Source organism: Sphingomonas sp. HT-1, from assembly GCF_048568905.1.
In the GTDB taxonomy this organism is placed as follows: Bacteria; Pseudomonadota; Alphaproteobacteria; order Sphingomonadales; family Sphingomonadaceae; genus Sphingomonas.
The window spans coordinates 2,243,326-2,262,046 of the sequence record NZ_CP183770.1 but is presented as its reverse complement, the minus strand read 5'-3'; the positions used below and the strand labels follow the sequence as shown (position 1 = coordinate 2,262,046).

At 66.3% G+C, this 18,721-nt stretch carries 13 protein-coding genes and 1 tRNA gene; 7 read left to right on the top strand and 7 right to left on the bottom strand.

Annotation, left to right across the window (positions count from 1 at the left end; genetic code table 11):
* Positions 1–53 precede the first annotated feature (53 nt).
* Complete coding sequence (locus ACNFJ7_RS10435) at positions 54–1,169, bottom strand: DUF2171 domain-containing protein (protein ID WP_019369285.1); 1,116 nt, start codon at positions 1,167–1,169, stop codon at positions 54–56.
* Positions 1,170–1,385: 216 nt separating this feature from the next.
* On the opposite strand from ACNFJ7_RS10435, the gene ACNFJ7_RS10430 reads away from it, so the two are divergent.
* A tRNA-Ala gene (locus tag ACNFJ7_RS10430) sits at positions 1,386–1,461 on the top strand.
* A gap of 92 nt (positions 1,462–1,553) precedes the next feature.
* Here ACNFJ7_RS10430 and ACNFJ7_RS10425 read toward each other — a convergent pair.
* Positions 1,554–2,500, bottom strand: a protein-coding gene (locus ACNFJ7_RS10425; protein ID WP_152997892.1) for an IS630 family transposase whose coding sequence is annotated in 2 segments (ribosomal slippage) — positions 1,554–2,164 and positions 2,164–2,500 — 948 coding nt in all. Because the reading frame shifts where the segments join, the coding sequence is not laid out codon by codon here.
* Positions 2,501–2,797: 297 nt separating this feature from the next.
* Here ACNFJ7_RS10425 and ACNFJ7_RS10420 point away from each other — a divergent pair.
* Positions 2,798–5,191 carry a TonB-dependent receptor gene (locus ACNFJ7_RS10420; RefSeq protein WP_019368150.1) on the top strand — a complete coding sequence of 798 codons (2,394 nt, stop codon included), beginning with the start codon at positions 2,798–2,800 and terminating at the stop codon, positions 5,189–5,191.
* A gap of 28 nt (positions 5,192–5,219) precedes the next feature.
* Here ACNFJ7_RS10420 and ACNFJ7_RS10415 read toward each other — a convergent pair whose 3' ends face one another.
* The 3 genes from ACNFJ7_RS10415 to ACNFJ7_RS10405 form a co-directional block, all read right to left on the bottom strand.
* Positions 5,220–6,563 (bottom strand): HAMP domain-containing sensor histidine kinase, encoded by a 1,344-nt coding sequence (locus tag ACNFJ7_RS10415; protein WP_019368151.1) that lies wholly within the window; start codon positions 6,561–6,563, stop codon positions 5,220–5,222.
* A 3-nt stretch (positions 6,564–6,566) separates the two neighbouring features.
* On the bottom strand, positions 6,567–7,292 hold the full coding sequence (locus ACNFJ7_RS10410; protein ID WP_019368152.1) for a response regulator transcription factor: 726 nt from the start codon (positions 7,290–7,292) through the stop codon (positions 6,567–6,569).
* A 110-nt stretch (positions 7,293–7,402) separates the two neighbouring features.
* Entirely contained in the window at positions 7,403–10,348 is a 2,946-nt protein-coding gene (locus tag ACNFJ7_RS10405) for a TonB-dependent receptor domain-containing protein (RefSeq protein ID WP_236704409.1), read from the bottom strand.
* A 228-nt stretch (positions 10,349–10,576) separates the two neighbouring features.
* Here ACNFJ7_RS10405 and ACNFJ7_RS10400 point away from each other — a divergent pair, with 228 nt between their 5' ends.
* From ACNFJ7_RS10400 to ACNFJ7_RS10390, 3 genes are read left to right on the top strand one after another with little or no spacing between them, the layout of a single operon-like run.
* The gene (locus ACNFJ7_RS10400; RefSeq protein ID WP_026008884.1) at positions 10,577–11,500 is read left to right on the top strand and encodes a dihydrodipicolinate synthase family protein; all 924 of its coding nucleotides are present in this window, start codon (positions 10,577–10,579) and stop codon (positions 11,498–11,500) included.
* Between the two features lie 8 nt (positions 11,501–11,508).
* A complete protein-coding gene (locus ACNFJ7_RS10395; RefSeq protein WP_058805412.1) occupies positions 11,509–12,507 on the top strand; it encodes a 4-hydroxyproline epimerase in 999 nt (332 codons plus the stop codon).
* Between the two features lie 27 nt (positions 12,508–12,534).
* Entirely contained in the window at positions 12,535–13,941 is a 1,407-nt protein-coding gene (locus ACNFJ7_RS10390) for an amino acid permease (RefSeq protein WP_019368156.1), read from the top strand.
* A gap of 3 nt (positions 13,942–13,944) precedes the next feature.
* Here ACNFJ7_RS10390 and ACNFJ7_RS10385 read toward each other — a convergent pair whose 3' ends face one another.
* Positions 13,945–14,589 carry a GntR family transcriptional regulator gene (locus ACNFJ7_RS10385; RefSeq protein WP_026008885.1) on the bottom strand — a complete coding sequence of 215 codons (645 nt, stop codon included), beginning with the start codon at positions 14,587–14,589 and terminating at the stop codon, positions 13,945–13,947.
* Positions 14,590–14,721: 132 nt separating this feature from the next.
* On the opposite strand from ACNFJ7_RS10385, the gene ACNFJ7_RS10380 reads away from it, so the two are divergent.
* Complete coding sequence (locus ACNFJ7_RS10380; protein WP_019368158.1) at positions 14,722–15,972, top strand: NAD(P)/FAD-dependent oxidoreductase; 1,251 nt, start codon at positions 14,722–14,724, stop codon at positions 15,970–15,972.
* Positions 15,969–17,153, top strand: coding sequence for a M24 family metallopeptidase (locus ACNFJ7_RS10375; protein ID WP_019368159.1), 1,185 nt, complete (start codon positions 15,969–15,971; stop codon positions 17,151–17,153). The genes ACNFJ7_RS10380 and ACNFJ7_RS10375 overlap by 4 nt, the downstream gene beginning before the upstream one ends.
* A gap of 39 nt (positions 17,154–17,192) precedes the next feature.
* Here the strand turns inward: ACNFJ7_RS10375 and ACNFJ7_RS10370 are convergent, their stop codons facing one another.
* Positions 17,193–18,716: an OprO/OprP family phosphate-selective porin gene (locus tag ACNFJ7_RS10370; RefSeq protein WP_058805413.1), complete on the bottom strand. Its 1,524-nt coding sequence runs from the start codon at positions 18,714–18,716 to the stop codon at positions 17,193–17,195.
* Positions 18,717–18,721: the final 5 nt, after the last annotated feature.

Sequence of the window (18,721 nt, the reverse complement as noted above, 5' to 3'; positions counted from 1 at the left end):
GAGGGGGCCGCCCGACAGCGCCGGGCGGCCCCCTCTCTTTGCTTCACGTGCCCTTAGTAGGTGCCCTTGAAGCTCTTGTTGAGGTTGCCGGACGTGCTCCAGTCCTGCGTCGTCGTGTCGCGATCGCCGGTACGGGTGCTGCCCTTGTCGTCATCGCCGAACAGCGCGCTGGTGCGCTCCTCGTCGCGCCAATGGTCCTTGGCCTCTTCCGCTGTCTTGCGCAGGCGAACCTTGTCGTCGACCGACTGGATCCAGCGCGACGGGATCGAATGGTGGCGACCCTCGGCATCGCTGTCATTCTTGGTCAACAGGATGCGATCGCCACGCACCTTGTCGACCGTGCCGACGTGCGAGTCGTCCGATCCGACCACTTCCATGTGCTCGGTCACGCGACGCAGCGAATCGCGCTGACCGGTGCGCTCGGTACGCCAATTCTCGAACTCGCTGTGGAAGCGCTGCGCATTCTCACGACGATATTCGTCATAGTCGCGATCGAATTCCTGGATCCGGCTGCGGCGCCACTCGCCATAATGATTGTCGTGCGTGCCGCCCTCGTTGCGGGACTGCTGCTCGTCATAGCGCTGGTCCATGCGGCGGCGGCGTTCTGCTTCCTCGTCGCCGAACCACGAGCGGACCTCATCGCCCGCGCGATCGAAGAAGCCGCGGTCGCGATCATAGCCCTGCACGCCGCGATCGTCGTTGCGGCCGCGCAAGCGATCCTGGTTCGCGCCATAGCTGCCGCGGCCCTGCTCCTGCTGGCCATAGCCGCGCCCGAAGGTGTCGCGGCTGCCCCAGTCGCGCGTGCCGTAGGAGCGATCGCCGCCATAGCTGCGGTCGCCATAGCTGCGGTCGCCATAGCCGCGATCGCCATAGCCGCGGTCACGATCCTGGCCGTAGGCGCCGCGCGTGCCGGCGTCGTTCCAGCCACGATCGCCATCGTTCCAGCCGCCACGATCGCTGCCATAGCCCTGGCTGCGAGTATCGTAGCGCTCGCGATTCCATTCGTCATTGTCGCGGCCGCGGCCGCGGCCCAGTTCGCCGGCGGCGGCATAGTCGCGCGCGCTGCTATAGGTATAGTCGCGGCTGGAGCCGAAGTCCTGGCTGTAGTCGCTCTGGCTTCGGCTGTCGTTATAGCCGCTCGGACCGTAGGGATTGTTACGGTTCGCCATCGTTTGTCTCTCCTGCTGTGAGCTTGCGGGAAGCGGCGTTATTGCCGTCTGCCCGATTCAACTGTGCGGAGGTGTGAAGAGTTCCGGAAATTCGACCTTGATCCCAGGCGTTCCGCCGTGCGTCGCAGTGCTTCCGTCGATGCGACAAGCCAGTTGCATCGCGCCGCGGGTGCCGCTAATGGGAGCGCCTCCTGGGGTCTCCCCAGGGCAGGCGGCGGGGCTGTAGCTCAGATGGGAGAGCGCTGCAATCGCACTGCAGAGGTCAGGGGTTCGATTCCCCTCAGCTCCACCAGCCGCCATTTCCCCCAATCCGATGATTTCCCTGTGTCGGCGTGAATGACGCTGGCGCGGGTTTCTTGCCGTCCGCATTAGAGCGTTTTCCGATCAATCTGGATCATATCCGCAGGAACTGAAGTAGTTGGCGCATTCGCTGGGCTGGAAGATGTCGACGAGCGCGCCGATGCGGTTCCACAGGCCGCTGACAGTGCGCTCGCCGGCTTTTCGCAGCATGGCCTTGAGGCGTGCAAAGGCCTTTTCGATCGGGTTGAAGTCAGGGCTGTAGGGCGGGAGGAAGCGCAGCGTTGCGCCTGCCGCCTCGATCCGATGCTGGACCGCCGGTCGCTTGTGGCTCGACAGATTGTCCATGATGACGATGTCGCCGGGGCGCAGTGTGGGCACAAGGACCTGCGCCACATAGGCTTCGAACCAGTCGCCGTTGATCGGGCCGTCGAGCACCATCGGCGCGACCATGCCGGTCATGCGCAGGCCGGCAACCAGCGTGGTGGTTTTGCGATGGCCATGCGGATATCCCATCCGCAGCCGCTCACCCCTGGCGCAGCGGCCATGGCTGCGGGTCATGTTGGTGGCGGTCCAGGTCTCGTCGATGAAGACCAGGTGTTCCGGTTCCAGATCGACCTGGCCGTCGAACCAGTCGCGGCGCTGTTTCAGGATGTCGGGCCGGTCTTGCTCGACAGCATGGCCAGTCTTTTTTTGCGCGTCATGCCTCGACGCGCGAAAAAGCGATGCAGCCCTGCGACGGAGACTGCCAGACCCTTCTTGGCTAAGGCTCGGCGAAGCTCTTCCAGCGAGATGTCCTTGCGGGCCTCCCACAGCGCGAGAATGTCAGCTGCCCGTTCCTCAACCCGACGCGAACGCATGTCTCCGCCTTGCGGCTTGGCGGCAACATTGCCCGTTTCCCGCCGCTGGGCGTGCCAGCGGATCGCGGTCGACGGCGCAACCCCAAACCGGGCGGCTGCAGCCCGACAGCTCAGCCCGCCGTCAATCACAGCCAGAAGACGAACCCGCAAATCCATCGACAAAGCATGACCCATCCATGCCGGACTCCTTCACCGGCATGCATTCTGAATCAGAAATCGCGTTCCTTGGGAATCCCTCACCGATTCAGTGCGGTCAAAATCCGCTCTATTCTTCGTCTTGAGTCAGGTATAGACTGGCGGATTTTACTTAGTGCGCGACACGTAAATCTCGCTTTCTATTGAAATTACTATAAGATGATGCGTAGATGAAGCGGTGATTGCTTGCGGATTGCAGTGATTGTCACAGTATCGACTATAAAGCTACATAGAGCGGCGCCCGTCCGGGAATGATCCCGGCAAGGGGAACCTATCATGTCGAACATCAACCGCATTCGCGCCGCCCTGCTGCTGGGCGCTGCTTTTGCGAGCCCGGCGCTGGCGCATGGCCAGACGGTCGCGGCGACGGTCACCGGGGGCAGCAGCGATGCTGCCGCAGACGACAAGGGCCTTACCGATATCGTGGTCACTGCGACCAAGCGTGAGACGAACCTGCAGCGGACGCCGATCGCCATTTCCGTCGTCGACACGACGATGCTGAAGGACCGGCATATCCAGAGCCTCATCGATCTGGCGGATGGGGGAGTGCCGTCGCTGCGCGTGGCGACATTCGAGGCGCGCCAGTCGGCGCTGACCGTCGGCATTCGCGGCATCGTGCCGTTCGATGCGAACCAGACCGCGCGCGACCAGGGCGTGGGCGTGTATGTCGACGGCGTGTATCTGGGCCGGCAGCAGGGGCTGAACGCCGCGCTGCTCGACGTCGACCGCATCGAAGTGCTGCGCGGGCCGCAGGGCACGCTGTTCGGTCGCAACACCGAAGGCGGCGCGCTGAGCGTCGTCACCAAGGCGCCGACCGGCGTGTTCGACGGTCGCGCTCAGGCCGGCTTCGGCAATTACGGCAGCTATAATGGCGAGATCCACCTGGACCTGCCGGCGGTGGCGAACGTCGCCGTCAAGCTGGACGGGCTGATCCAGCACCAGGATCCGACGGTGAAGAACCCGCTGGACGGCCAGGCCGGCTGGAACCAGTTCCACCGCGTGGGCGGGCGGGCCACTGCGCAGTGGAAGCCGGTGGACGGTTTCACCGCGACCTTTTCGTACGACAAGGCGCGCGACGAGAACACGCCCAACTACAGCCAACTCGTCAACTACAACCCGCTCAAGCTGCCGATCGGCAGCTATAGCGGCAGCACATTGGTGTGCCCGAGCGGCGCCGCCAAGTGCATCGCGCCGCTATCGCCGCTGGTGAAGGTGAGTGGAGGCGATCGGATGAAGGTGGCCGATATCGGCGTGCCGCAGCAGCCGAGCGTCGACGATACCCATGGCTTCACCGCCAATCTGCACTACGATGTCGCGCCGAACATCGAGCTGCGTTCGATCACCGCGTGGCGCGGTGTGGAAACTGCGCAGTGGGACAATTCCGGCGGCGCGCACCGCACCGTGTTCGTACCCAACGGCAAGTTCAGCCGCTACAGCCTGTCCAACCTTCGCCAGCGCCAGTTCAGCCAGGAGCTCCAGCTGGTCGGACACAGCGACCAGATCGATTATGTCGCCGGGCTCTATTACTTCAACGAGCATGCCACCGAATTTGCGGCAACGCCCTCGAGCAATCTGTGGAACGCGGACGGCACCGGCTATACCATCCTCAGCGCAAGCGTGCCGGGGGCGATCACTTCGGCCAATCAGGGTTGGGATAGCGAGAGCTGGTTCGTTCAGCGCGCCAGCCGCGCCAAGGCCTTTAGCTATGCCGCCTATGCCCAGGCGACCTACACGCCGGAAGCGCTGGCGCTGCTGCACCTGACCATCGGCGGGCGGGTGACCAAGGACAAGCGCAGCGGCCTGCTCTACACGGTGCAGGGCAAGTCGACGGCGTTCACCTTCGACTATGACAAGACCCGCTTCGACCCCATGGTGACGCTGGCGGTGGATGTGGCGCCCTCCGCACAGCTCTACGCCAGATATGCCACGGGCTTCCGCGCGGGGGGGGCCAACAGCCGGTCGCAGACATTCAGCGCGTTCGGGCCGGAAGCGGTGAAATCCTACGAAGTCGGCGCGAAGATGGACCTGCTCGATCGCCATGTCCGGTTGAACCTGGCGGGCTATATGATGGATCGCACCGGCACCCAGACCGATTTCGACAATGTCGATACCAACCCCGCCAGCCCGACCTTCAACCTGCATACCGAGGAAACCCGCAATGCGCCGGGCACGTCCAGGATCCGCGGGCTGGAGGCCGATCTGACGGTGCGGCCGGTGGAGCATCTGACCTTCGGGGCGGCCTATGCCTATACCTATACCAAGGTACCGCCGACGGCGAACCCGTTCCTGAACAACGCGCTCTTCCAGGTCTATACGGTGTTCACGCCGCGCAACGCCGCGTCCGCCTATGGCGATTACGAAGTGCCGGTGAGCGGCAACGGCATGGCGCTGCGGATGCACCTGGATGCCAGTTATGCCTCCAGCCAGTACGGTTTCCAGGCGGAGCCGGTGAAGACGGATGCCAGCTTCGTGGTGAACGGCCGTATCGCCCTGGCCGACGTGCCGCTGAACGATCGCGGGCAGAAGGTCGCCTTCTCGGTCTGGGCGCGGAACCTGCTCGACACGACGTACATCTATCGCCGCTCGGCCGCGAATGCGGCGGTCCTGGGCGACTATGCCAACTACAACCCGCCGCGCACTTTTGGCGGAGATGTAAGCATGAAGTTCTGACCGGGCGGCGATGCCGTCCGCCCCTTCTTCATCCGGGAGCGGCGGGCAGGCGAACGTGCACCGCCAGCCCCGGCGCCGCATCGCCCAGCACCAGGCTGCCGCCATGGAGCTGGGCGATGGCGGCGGCGAGCGGCAGGCCGAGGCCATGGCCGGGGGTGGTGCGACTCCCCTCCAGCCGGCCGAAGCGGCGAAGGGCGCGCGCCCGCGCCTCGGCGGGGATACCCGGCCCGTCGTCGCACACGCTGAGCTGCACCGCGCCCGCTGCCATGGCCAGCGTCACGCGGATCGTGGTGCCGGGCGGCGTGTGCGTCACGGCGTTTTCGATCAGGTTGACGAAGAGCTGTGCCAGAAGGCGAGCGTCGCCTTCAACCGCGACCGCCACTGGCGCCGGCGGGGCGACCAGGATGCGGCCGCCATCCTCGACGAGCAGCGACAGCCCCTCGGCCGTGTCCGCGACCAATGCGGCGAGATCGAGCCTGGCAAAGCCTGCGCGTCGGGCGCCGCCTTCGATCTCGGCGATACGCAGCATGGCGGCGAACAGCGCCAGGATCTCCTCGCTCTCGGCGACGGCGGCGATGATTTCGGGCTGCACCGGCGCAGCCTGGGGTGCGTGGGCGAGCGCGGCCAGCCGACCGTGCAAGCGCGCCAGCGGCGTGCGCAGATCATGCGCGATGTCGTTCGAAACGCTGCGCATCTCCGACATAAGCTCCGCGATCCGATCGAGCATGCGGTTATAGGTAGCCGCCAGCCCGCCAAAGGCGCTGTCGGCGCGGTCCACCGGCATGCGCGCGCGCAGATTGCCGTCGATAATTGCTTCCGCGGTGCCGCGCAGCGCGGCGATGTTGGTGCGGATTGATACGGACAGCGCGAAGATGCCGGCGAGGACGATCAGCACGACGCTGCCGAAGCCGGCCGCGAGAATCAGCAGGCGCTTGCGATCGTGCCGGTCGATCGGCTCGCTTTCGGCGACCAGCGTGAGCGTGCCGCCGTCCGCCAGCGCGGTCCGCAGCGCCCGGCCGCGGGTGAGGCCGGCAATCGCCGCCTCGCTCCCGACGGTCGACAGCCCGGGGGGCAGCGGCTGGGCGGGGGCGATGTTGCCGGCGATCGGCGTGCCGCGCGCATCGCGGAGCAGGAAGCCGATGTCGCCGCTGTCGCGATCGCGCTGCGCGCGGGCGATCCGCCGCGCGATCTCCGCCGGTGCGGGCTGCCCGGCGAGCAGTTCGCGCGCCTCGGTTTCGATGCGAAGGTCCACTTGGCGGTCGACCGCATCGACCAGGGCAAGATAGACGGCGACGCCGGTCGCCGCCGTGCTCCCCGAGAGCAGCACGGCGAAGGCGGCGGCGATCCCGCGCAGCGAGCGAAGCCGCCGCACCGGTCAGGCGCGAAACATATAGCCGACGCCGCGCACCGTGACGATCGGATCCGGCAATCCGGGCATGTCGAGCCGCTGGCGCAGCTTGAGGATATGCACGTCCACCACATTTGCCGTCGGCACGAAATCATAGCCCCAGACTCGTTCGAGCAGCATCGGCCGGGTGAGCACATTGCCCGCTTCGCGCACCAGTTCGGCAAGCAGCCGCAGCTCCGTCTTTTGCAGCGGGATCACCTTGCCGGCGCGGGTGACGCGGTGGCGGAGTACGCTGACGGTGACGTCCCCGGCAGCGATCGTGGCATTGTCCGTCGCGGGAGCGGCGCGGCGGCGAAGCACAGCGCGGATGCGGGCGTGGAGTTCGTCAATCTCGAACGGCTTCACGATGTAATCGTCGGCCCCGGCCTCCAGCCCCTCAACGCGTTCGGCGGTCATGCCCAGCGCAGTGAGGAGGATCACCGGCGTCTCGACGCCTTTGCCGCGCATCCGCTGCAGCACGTCGATGCCGTCGATCACCGGCAGCATGCGATCGAGCAGGACGACGTCGAAGCGCGCATCGGCGAGTGCCGCGATAGCGGCGCGACCGTCGCCGACCGCATCGACGTGGTAGCCGAGCGCGGCAAGCTGATGGACCAGCAGTGCCGAAAGCTGGGCATCGTCCTCCACGACCAGGGCGCGCAGCGTGGTGGACGCCGACTCGGCGGCGGGTGAAACATCGGCAGGGGTACGCATGGCGAAAACATCCTTACGGCGGATGGCTTCCCCTTTACGCAGGTCTCGCCCAGCCGTCGACGGCCCCGTCGCGCTGCTGCGGGACAGGGCCGGGACGGCGTGCGCGACGCTCAGAAGCTGAGCGTCGCGCCGAAGAAAACCGTACGACCCATCGGATCGTACACGCCCGGATAGGTATTGCCGTTGCCGAAGCTGGCGAGCACGCCGGAGGCGATCGCTGGCGGTGCCTTGTCCGTCAGGTTGTTGATGCCGGCGCGGAACTGCAGCTGCCTGGCCACCGACACCGTGGTAGCGAGATCGAAATAGTCATAGGTCGGGATGGTGGCGTTGATCACGCTGGGCGTGCCGGCGAGGAATGGATTGCTGGAGAGGCTGGAGAGGCGCGTGCTGGCGAAATGGCGCCAGGCGAGCGACAGCGTCGCCTTTTCGCCCGGCACGATCCAGGTCAGGCGAGCGAAGTGCCGCCATTCTGGGTTGGGCTGCCCGCAGCTATAGCCATAATAGCCCTTGCAATCATAGGTGCCGAGATTGGGCAGCGGTTCCACCGTCTGCTGTTCCTGCCAGGTGCCGACGATGCTGGCGTCCAGCTTGCCCAGCGCGCCGATCCGCGTGGCATAGCTGGCTGCGATGTCGATGCCCGAGGTGAGCAGATAGCCGGTGTTGAGCGTGCTGCCGACGACATAGCCGTTGGAGCCGAACAGTGCGCCGGTGCGCGGATCGCGCCGGAACAGTCCGCAATAATAGGGATCGCCGGTGGTGGTGCACTGGCTGACCACCAGCGACGGTCCGATCGAGCCGATATAGCCGTTCACCTTGATGTGGTAATAATCCAGCGACAGCGACAGGCCCGGCACCTGCTTCGGCGTCAATACCACGCCGAAGGTATAGGTGTCGCCCACTTCGGGCTTCAGCGCCGGATTGCCGCCATAGGATTGCGAGCAGGTATCGGCCGGGCACTGGATGATGTTGCCATATTGCGCATCGGTGACGCCGGTAAGCTTGCAGGTGGCCAGCGACGCGGTGGGCGCGGCGCCGGCGCAGGGATCGTTCAGCGCTACGTTGCCGATGCCGCGCGCGCCGAACAGTTCGCTGATATTGGGTGCGCGGATCGCGCGGTTGTAGCTGGCGCGGAAGCGGGCCCCCGCGACCGGCGACCAGGCGAGTTCCGCCTTGTACGTCCACGCCTTGTACGACGATTTGGTGGACGTCGACGGCTGCTGGTTGGTGTAGGACGAATAGCGCAGGCCGCCATTGACGGTGAGTTCGTGGAGGAACGGCACGTCGGCGACGAGCGGCAACTCGAGTTCGCCATAGGCTTCGTTGACGCTGATCACGCCATCGGCATTGGCGGCACCGCCCTGTGCGGCGACCGCATCGACCGTGTAGTTCAGCGTTTCGCGGCGATGCTCGACACCGAGCGCGATGCCGGCGCCGCGCGTCGCCCATGGGCTGTGGATGCCGAACGCGGTGCCGAGATCGCCGCTGACCGTGCCGGAGACGACTTCGAGCGTGTTGCGCGACGCGGTGTTGGACGGGCTGAACAGATATTCCGCCTGGGCGGCGGTGATGCCGTTGGCCTTGAAGATGTCGATCGGCACGCAGGCAGGATCGGTACCGTCGACCTTCGAGCGGCAGGTGGGGGTGCCGCCCACCGACACCACGTCCAGGGCGCGCTGCGCTTTCACATTGTCGACATTGTTGAGATAGGTTTCGTCGAAGCGCGACAGCGCGTAGAGATAGCTCACGTCATAGTTGAAGCCGCGACCGATATCGCCCTTCACACCGGCATTGTAGCGATAATCCTGGTGCCGCAGATCGTCGCGGCGGGAATAGGTGCCGTCCAGCCGATAGCCGATCAGCGTATCCGCGGTGGCGCTGGTACCGGCGGCGGTGCCGCACAATGCGGTCGCCTGCGCGCTGCTCATCAGCGGGTTGTTGCACGGAATGGTGAAGGTGGTGCCGAGGAACAGCGCCGACGGTGCGACCTGCGAGAAGGTGTGATCCTTCATCCACATGAAGCTTCCATAGACGGTTGCGACCGGCGCGATCTCGAACGAGCCGATGCCGCCGCCAGTATAGCGCTCGTCGGAGCGCTGGATGTAGTTGGTCGGGGAATAGTTATAGGCGTAGCTCGCGTCGTAGGGCACCCAGCTCTTCGATCCGTCGCGCGCATTGGTGAGATAGCCCAGGCCGGCGCTGGGGCCGGTCAGCGGCGCGAAGGTGCCGAACGTGGTGTTGCTCGATCCGCCGCAGACCAGGTCCGTCTCGCTCGCGGCATTGAGCGCGCAAGAGGAATAGTCGCGGCTCGATTGCTGCACCGGATCGGTGTGGCGATAGCCGCCATAGACCATGATCTTCGCTCGGCCATCGGCAAAGGTCTTGCCGAACGCGCCGTTCACATCCTGCTTCGCGCCATCGATCACATTGCGCGGGGCGAGTTGATAGCCCTTGGCCGATACCAGCCCGCGGACATAAGCATTGTCGTTGTTATGCTGGGCGAAGCTGGTTTGCGCGTCGAGCCGAAAACCGTCGAGATGATCGCGCAGCACGAAGTTGACCACGCCGGACATCGCGTCCGAACCGTAAACCGCGGAAGCGCCGCCGGTAACCACGTCTACCCGCTCTAGCAGCGCGACCGGCACGAAGTTGATGTCGGTGGCCTGGGACGAGAGAATGCGGTGGCCGTTGATCAGCGTGAGCACGCGATTGGAGCCAAGGTTGCGCAGGTTGATCTGCGCCGATCCGTCCGATCCGTTCGAAACATTCTCGTTGGCGTCGGGCGTGAATTGCGGAAGCCGGGCGAGCAGAGTTTCGGCGTTCACCACGCCCTGGTAGCGGATCTCGGCATCGCTGACGCTGGTGAGCGGGCTGTTGCTGGCGAGATCCGGCCGAGCGATGCGGGTGCCCGTCACCAGGATTTCTCCGGCCCCTTCTCCGCTGTCGGTCTGTGTGGTGCCAGGATCTGAAACCTGCTGCGCCTGCGCATTGCTCGCCAGCATCGCGACCGCGAGGGCACCTGCCGCTACTGATGCCCGAATTGAAATATAATTACGCACGGCTCCCACTCCCCATAGCCTGAGTCGCGCAAATGCAACATGATTTGCAGCAATCAGTCAAATATTTTATACGATATTCATAATTTCCATTTCATACGGGCGAATTGCTCGCGCCGGCAGAGCGCTGGAAAGACGGGAGGAAATAGCGGTATGAGAGTGATGACACCGCTTGCGCTGCGGGTGGATACCGTATACGAAAACGTCAACCCAATGGAGGATGAAGTTTCGATGCATGCACGCAAGCCGCTCTGGGCCGGTGTCTACCCCGCAGCGACGACGCAGTTCGCCGAAGACCTTTCGGTCGACCTCGCTGCCACCCAGAAGACCCAGACCGCGCTGGTCGACGACGGCGTCGACGGGCTGATCCTGCTGGGCACCTGCGGCGAGAACAACTCGCTGGAAGCCGATGAGAAGAGGCTGGTGCTGCAGGCCGGTGTCGAGGCGGTAGGCGGGCGCGTGCCGCTGGTGGCGGGCGTTTCCGAGTTCACCACCGCCCGGGCGATCCAATATGTCCGCGATGCCGAAAAGATCGGCGTCGATGCGCTGATGCTGCTTCCAGCCATGGTCTATGTGCCGACCGCCGAGGAACTGGAGGCGCATTTCCGCGCCGTCGCGGCGGCAACCTCGCTGCCGATCATGCTCTACAACAATCCGCCGGCCTATCGCGTATCGATCGGCACCGAGACGCTGGACCGCCTGATCGACGTCAAGAACATCGTGGCGGTGAAGGAAAGCGCGCCCGATCCGCGGCGCTTCACCGATCTCTTCAACCGCTATGGCGATCGCTACACGCTGATGGCGGGCCTGGACGATGTGGCGCTGGAAGGGCTGTTCCTGGGCGCATCGGGCTGGGTTTCGGGCCTGACCAGCGCGTTCCCGGAAGAATCGGTGCGGCTGGTCGCGGCGTTTAACGAAGGCCGGTTCGACGAGGCGCGCGCCATCTATCGCTGGTTCATGCCGCTGCTCCACCTGGATGCCGAGCATGACCTGGTGCAATCGATCAAGCTCGCCGAGCAGATCATGGGCCGGGGCAGCGAGCGCGTCCGCATGCCGCGCCTGCCGCTGTCGGGCGAGCGTCGTGCGCAGGTGATCGCCTGGGTAGAGGAAGCGGCGGCGACTCGGCCGAGCCGGCGCGCGGCCAAAGCGGCCTGATAGCACGCATGCGCCACACTTTCTTCTGCATCGACGGCCACACTGCGGGCAACCCGGTGCGGCTGGTCGCGGGCGGTGCACCGCTGCTGCGCGGCGGCGACATGCTGGCGCGGCGCGCGGACTTTCTCGAGCGGTTCGACTGGATCCGCACCGGCCTCTGCTTCGAGCCGCGCGGGCATGACATGATGTCGGGCGGGTTCCTCTACCCGCCCACCCGCGAGGATGCGGATTGCGGCATCCTGTTCATCGAGACCTCGGGCTGCCTGCCGATGTGCGGGCACGGCACGATCGGGATGGTGACCTTCGGGCTCGAACACGGCCTGATCACCCCGCGCACGCCGGGGCAGCTCCGCATCGAAGTACCGGCGGGGGTGATCGACATCGCTTATGGTGCGGAGGGTGATCGGGTGCGCTGGGTGCGCATCCGCAACGTCCCCGCCTATGTCGCCGCGCGCGGCATCGAGGTGGAGGTGCCGGGCTTCGGCCCGCTCCGCATCGACGTCTCCTATGGCGGCAATTATTACGCGATCATCGAGCCGCAGGGGCCCTATACCGGCCTCGACGATCTCGGCGCCTCGCGCATCGTCGAGCTCAGCCGCACGATCCGCGAGCTCGTCCGCGACAAGGTGGAGCCGGTGCACCCGCTCGACGACCGCATCCGCGGCGTGAGCCATGTCCTGTGGGCCGACAAGCCCAAGGGGGAGGGGGCCGATGGCCGCAACGCCGTGTTCTATGGCGAACGCGCGATCGACCGAAGCCCGTGCGGCACCGGCACCTCGGCGCGACTGGCGCATCTGGTGCACCAGGGCCGGCTCAAGGTCGGCGATCGCTTCGTCCACGAAAGCTATATCGGCAGCCGGTTCGTCGGCCGGGTCGAGGACGCGGTGATGGTGGGCGACAGGCCCGGCATCGTGCCTTCGATCGAGGGATCAGCGATCGCGACCGGCTTCAACACCATCTGGATCGATCGCGAAGACCCGTTCTGGGCCGGCTTCTCAGTCGTCTGATCCAATCGAATCTTTGGGGGAGCGTGCATGGGGTTTTGGGGACCGATCAAGCCGATCGAACGCAGCACGGGCCATAGCGAGCATCGGCTGCGCCCCACGCTTTCCTGGCCGCATCTGATTGCGCTGGGAGTCGGCGCGATCGTCGGCACCGGCATCTATACGTTGACCGGCGTGGGTGCCGAGCGGGCAGGGCCCGCGGTGATCCTCGCCTTCGTGATCGCCGGCGCGGTGTGCGCCTGCGCCGCGCTCGCCTATGCCGAGCTTGCGACGATGATTCCGGCGGCGGGCAGCGCCTATACCTATAGCTATTCGGTGCTGGGCGAGACGATCGCCTGGGTGGTCGGCTGGAGCCTGATCCTCGAATATTCGCTGGCATGCTCTGCCGTGGCGGTGGGCTGGTCCGGCTATCTGGTCGGCTGGCTGCAATCGGCGGGCATCCACCTGCCGGCGATGCTGCTGCAAGGGCCGCATGGCGGAGGCATCGTCAACCTGCCGGCGGTGCTCGTCTCCTTCGCGATCGCCGGCATGCTGATGGCGGGCACGCGCGAGAGCGCGACGCTCAACATCGTGCTGGTCGTCATCAAGCTGGTGGCGCTTGCGGTGTTCGTGGCGCTGGCGCTGCCCGGCTTCGACGCCGCCAATTTCCACCCCTTCATGCCTTATGGTTTCGCGTCCCATGCGGAGGGGAGCGCGACGCGCGGCGTGATGGCGGCCGCGGCGATCGTGTTCTTCGCCTTTTACGGCTTCGACGCGGTTGCGACCTCGGCCGAGGAAGCCAAGAGACCGGGCCGCGACCTGACGATCGGCATCGTCGGATCGATGGCCTTGTGCACCACCATCTACATCCTCGTTGCCGTCGCCGCGGTTGGCGCGATGTCGTACACCGCGCTCGGCAACTCGCCCGAGCCGCTGGCGCTGGTGCTGCGCACGCTGGGCCACCCCTTCGCCGCCTGGGCGATCGCCGCCGCGGCGCTGGTCGCGCTGCCGTCGGTAATCTTGGTGATGATGTACGGCCAGAGCCGCATCTTCTTCGTGATGGCGCGCGACGGGCTGCTGCCGCGCCGCCTTGCCAAGGTCTCGCCGCGCACCGGTGCGCCGGTGCTGGTGACCGGCATCACCGGCCTGTTCGTCGCCGCCGTCGCCGGGTTCCTCCGCCTCGACGAGATCGCCGAGCTGGCCAATGCCGGCACGCTGATCGCCTTCATCGCGGTGGGGGTGTGCATGATGCTGCTGCGCCGGCGCGCGCCGGATGCGCCGCGCATCTTCCGCTGCCCGCAACCCTATCTGGTCGGCACGCTCGCGGTGCTGGGCTGCCTGTACCTGCTGTTTTCGCTGCCGGAGACGACGCTGGTGCGCTTCCTGCTGTGGAATGTCGCGGGCCTTGCGGTCTACCTCGCTTATGGTCGCGCCCGCAGCGTGCTGGCGCGCGGCTGAAGATCAGCCGAGCAGCTGGCGGCGCAGATCGGTGAGGGTGCCTTCGATATGCGCGCGTGCCAGCGCACTGGCGCGATCGGCATCGCCGCGTTCCCAGGCGTCGATCAGATCGGCATGTTCCAGATGCGCTCGATCCTCACGCCCCGCCGGTTCGAGATGCTTGTGGACATAACGTTCGGCCAGGATCTGCAGCCGCTCGACCAGCTGGGTGGTCAGCAGCCGCCCGCCGGGGCGGACCAGCGCCATGTGGAATTCGCGGTTGCGCGCGGCGACTTCGTCCAGATGCTCGGCTGCGGCGAGATCGAGCGCAGCGAGCGCCTCGCGCGCGGCAGCGCGATCGGTATCATTCGCCGCCCGGGCTCCTGCGGCAACGGCATCGGGTTCGATCGCCAGGCGGAGCGCGTAAATCTCCTCCGCTTCCGAAGACGACATGGCGCGGACGAAATAGCCGCGGTTGGCCTGGCCGACGAGCAGCCCTTCCTGCTCGAGCCTGGCCAAGGCCTCGCGCAGCGGGATCTTGCTGACCCCCAGCGAATTGGCCAGCGCATCCTGGCGGATCGCCTGCTCGACCGGCAATTTGCCCGAAACGATCTGTTCGCGGACGATCGCGAAAATCTGCTCCGACAGGGTTCGGACGACGATACTCATGGCGTAAAGATTCTCCGAGAGGGCCATCGCTTGTGCCAACCGCGTCCCCTTTCGGCAACCGTTAGCGGTACCATCCTTGTCTAGCAGGCGAAGGGTGCAAATACGGTATACTTCGGACGGGGGATCGGCAAGATGCAGCCGATGCAAGGCAAGATGATCGTGATCGGCGGCGGTGTGGTCGGGCTCGCCAGCGGGCTGGCACTCGCGCGCGCCGGATACCGGGTTACCGTGATTGACGACGATCCCGCGCGGGAGGCGGCATCCTGGGGCAATGCCGGTCATATCGCCATCGAACAGGTGGCACCACTCGCATCCTGGGCGACCATTTGCAGCCTCCCGCGGCGACGTTTTGCAGCGGGCGGTGCGGTGGGGCTGCCGCCGGCGGCATGGCGGCGTTGGCTGCCCTTCGGGCTGCGGCTGCTTGGCGCGGCGCGGCCGGCGCGGTTTGCCGTCGGCAAGATGGCGCTGGGCGGCCTGCTGGCCGAGGCGATGCCGGCCTGGCAGAGGCTGATCCAGGCGCTGCGCGAGCCTGACCTGCTGCGCATCGACGGGCATCTCGTCGCCTGGTCAGGCGCGGACACTGCGGAGGCGGGCTGGAACGCCTGGATGGCGGCCGATATCGGCACTGCGGCGTTCCGCGATACCAGCGCAGCGGAGCGGGCGTGCCTGCCCGGCGGCCCGATCGCCGATGCGATCCGCTTTACCAATACGGCGCAGATCGCCGATCTCGGCGCGCTCGACCGGGCGTTGCGCGCCGCGCTGATGGCGTCGGGGGGCAGCTTCCGTGCCGGGCGGGCGACACTCGAGACGATCGACGGCGCAGCGCGCGTGCGGCTGGACGGCGCGCTGCTGGCGGAAGGCCCGGTGCTCGTGGCAGCAGGCGCGCGCTCCGGAGCTCTGCTCACGCCGATCGGCCACCGCGTGCCGATCATCGCCGAGCGCGGCTATCACTTGCGGTGCCGGGACCATGACTGGCCCGCCGACCTTCCGCCGATCGTGTATGAAGACCGATCGATCATCGTCACGCGCTATGCAGACTGCGTGCAGGTGGCGAGCTTTGTCGAATTCGCCGATGCCGATACGCCCGCCGATCCGGCGAAATGGGAGCGGCTGGAGGCGCATGTCGCTGCGCTGGGCCTGCCGCTGCGCGGACCCTTCACCCGATGGATGGGCGCACGCCCGACGCTGCCCGATTATCTACCGGCGATCGGGCGGAGTGCGCGAACGCCTAACCTACTCTATGCATTCGGCCATCAACATCTCGGGCTGACCTTGTCGGCAGTGACCGGTGAGATCGTTGCCGCGCTGGCGGCCGATGCCGCTACACCGGTCGCGATGGCCCCCTTTTCTCTCGAACGCTTCGGATCAAGGAAGACGATATGACGATCGGCGGTTCCAACGCCGCGGCCGAGCTGGCCGCACTTGTACCCTGGGGGGATCGCGCCCCGGCAATCACCGAAGCGGAACGGCTGGACCGGATTGCCCGCGTGCGAGCGCGGCTGGAAACGATGGGTGCGCAGGCGCTGCTGGTCAACGCCGGCATGTCGCTGCGCTACTTCGCCGGCGTACCCTGGGGGGCGACCGAGCGGCTCGTGGCGATGCTGCTGCCGCTGCATGGCGAACCCATCATGATTTGCCCGCGCTTCGAGCTGGGCTCGCTCAGCGCCGACATGGGTATCGTGGCGGACATGCGGCTGTGGGAGGAAGATGAGGATCCGTTTGCGCTCGTCGCCGACGCGCTGGGCGGGGTGACCACGCTGGCGGTGGATCCGGCGCTGCCCTTCCAGATGGCGGAGCGGCTGCGCCGTTCCGCGCCGGGGGTCTCGCTGGTCGACGGTGCCCCCGCGATCGACGGGTGCCGGATGCGCAAGTCGCCTGCCGAGATCGCGCTGATGCAGCAGGCGAAGGCCATGACGCTGGCGGTGCACCATGCTGCCGCGCGCATCCTGGAACCGGGCATCACCACCGGCGCGGTGAAGCGCTTCATCGACCAGGCGCATCGGGCGCTGGGCGCGGCGGGATCAAGCTTCTGCATCGTCCAGTTCGGCCGCGCGACGGCCTTTCCGCACGGCCTGCCCGGCGAACAGGCGCTGGAGGAGGGCCAGCTGGTGCTGATCGACACCGGCTGCACCGTGGAAGGATATCATTCGGACATCACCCGCACCTACGCCTTCGGCCGGGTGTCCGACCAGGAACAGGCGATCTGGGCGCTGGAAAAGGAGGCGCAGGCCGCCGCCTTTGAGGCTGCCGAGCTGGGTGCGCCGTGTGAGCGGGTGGACATGGCGGCGCGGGCGGTGCTCGAAAAGGCGGGGCTGGGGCCGGACTATCGGCTGCCAGGCCTGCCGCACCGCACCGGCCATGGCATCGGTCTGTCGATCCACGAACCGGCCTATCTGGTACGCGGCGACCGCACGCCGCTCGACGTCGGCATGTGCTTTTCGAACGAACCGATGATCGTGGTGCCCGATCGCTTCGGCGTGCGCCTGGAGGATCATTTTCACATGACCGACACCGGTCCGCGCTGGTTCACCGAGCCGCAGGCGGCGATCGATCGCCTGGCATGAACGAAACGGCCGCCGCTCGCACGGCGGCCGTTCGCGGGATCAGAAGGTGATGCCGACGCCGGCGGTTACCGTCTGGCCATTGTCCTTGCCGGTGAAAGAACCGGCGCGGTTGTTGGTGTTCCAGTGGATCAGGTTCAGCTGGACGCGGATGATGCTGTCCAGGAACCAGTTGGTGCCGATCGTCGCCGCGGTGCCCTTGCCGCCGGTCGGCAGACCCGAATAATCGACGCTTTCGTAGCGGGCGAGCAGTTCGATCGCGCCGGGGCCGCCTTCGAACACCGGCCGCAGCACGCGCGGCTGGGCGAAGGTACCGAGACGCGGATTGTACGGCGGCAGATCGCCGGTGACGAAGAAGCCGGTGGAGAGGCTCCACGCCTTGCTTTCGAAGTCCGGACGGCCGCCGTTCAGGTGCGCGTTGCGCTTGCCGGCTTCGCCCATCACCCAGAACGGACCAGTATAGCCGCCGACTTCGACGCCATAGCCAGTAGTGCCGGTGCCGCCGACCAGCGTGCCGGTCTGCACGCGCAGATTGCCGTTGAAGCGGCCGCCGATCACGGTGTTGCGGGTCAGCGTGCCCGGGCTGCGCGAGGCCAGCGACTCGTCGAAGCCCCAGAGGCCGAGATGGACGACCGAGCGATCGGTCTTGAACGGGTTCCAGTGCACGCGGCTCATCACCGTGCGGCCGTCGTTCATGCCCTGGCTGGCATCGACGCTATCGCCGCTGAGCGTGATCGAGGCGTGACCGGTGTTCCAGAACAGCCGCGACATGAGCGCGATGCCGTAGAAGCCGCGCTGCGGGATGATCGAGGTGGCGACGACGTTGCGTTCCAGGAACGGCGGCGCGTCCGACCCGCCCGAACCTTCGAAGCTGCGATCGTTGAACATGTTGCCGAAGCGGACGTCGTACGAAACCTTGCCGATATCGTCGCGCCAGCCAACGAACATGGTGCCGACGTCGGACGTGTTGTCGGCGAAGTCGTTTTCGAACTGGTAGAAGAAGTGCGGGCCGACCGCGCCTTCGATGCCGATACGCAGCGCGCGGGCACCGGTGGTGGTTTCGTTGCGCGCGTCATATTTCGAACCGAAGGTCGAACTGACGTGGTTGATCATACGACCGCGCATCTTGAACAGGAACTTGCCGTCGGCCGAGCGGAAGATCGGCAGGCCACCACGCCATTCGGTGGTGACGTTGGACAGGTTCTGCGCCGAGCGGGCCTGCTCGACGGTCTGGTCGGCCAGATCGGCGGAGGCGAGCTGCGGGGCGAAGGAATCGGGCACACCATCGTCGTTCGCGACTTGCGTGCGCTGGCCCTGTTGGGCCTTCTGCACGGGTGCAGTTGCGGGCGCTGCGGCCTGGGCTGCCGGTGCGGCATGCTGACGGCCCTCGATCCGGTCGAGCCGAGCGCGAAGGGCGGCGATCTCTTCGGTCTGCGCGCGGAGAAGTTTGATCAACTCGGCCTGATCGGCCTGATCGGCCTGATCGGCCTGTGCGCTCTGGGCGAGCGCTGGCGTAGCGAAAACGAGCACGGACGCAGCCGCACCCGCGAGCAGCGAGATTTTCATGATAT

Coding starts and splice junctions, on each gene's coding strand:
- ACNFJ7_RS10435 (WP_019369285.1), bottom strand. CDS start 1,169: ATGGCGAACCGTAACAATCCCTACGGTCCGAGCGGCTATAACGACAGC.
- ACNFJ7_RS10420 (WP_019368150.1), top strand. CDS start 2,798: ATGTCGAACATCAACCGCATTCGCGCCGCCCTGCTGCTGGGCGCTGCT.
- ACNFJ7_RS10410 (WP_019368152.1), bottom strand. CDS start 7,292: ATGCGTACCCCTGCCGATGTTTCACCCGCCGCCGAGTCGGCGTCCACC.
- ACNFJ7_RS10400 (WP_026008884.1), top strand. CDS start 10,577: ATGCATGCACGCAAGCCGCTCTGGGCCGGTGTCTACCCCGCAGCGACG.
- ACNFJ7_RS10395 (WP_058805412.1), top strand. CDS start 11,509: ATGCGCCACACTTTCTTCTGCATCGACGGCCACACTGCGGGCAACCCG.
- ACNFJ7_RS10390 (WP_019368156.1), top strand. CDS start 12,535: ATGGGGTTTTGGGGACCGATCAAGCCGATCGAACGCAGCACGGGCCAT.
- ACNFJ7_RS10385 (WP_026008885.1), bottom strand. CDS start 14,589: ATGAGTATCGTCGTCCGAACCCTGTCGGAGCAGATTTTCGCGATCGTC.
- ACNFJ7_RS10380 (WP_019368158.1), top strand. CDS start 14,722: ATGCAGCCGATGCAAGGCAAGATGATCGTGATCGGCGGCGGTGTGGTC.
- ACNFJ7_RS10375 (WP_019368159.1), top strand. CDS start 15,969: ATGACGATCGGCGGTTCCAACGCCGCGGCCGAGCTGGCCGCACTTGTA.
- ACNFJ7_RS10370 (WP_058805413.1), bottom strand. CDS start 18,716: ATGAAAATCTCGCTGCTCGCGGGTGCGGCTGCGTCCGTGCTCGTTTTC.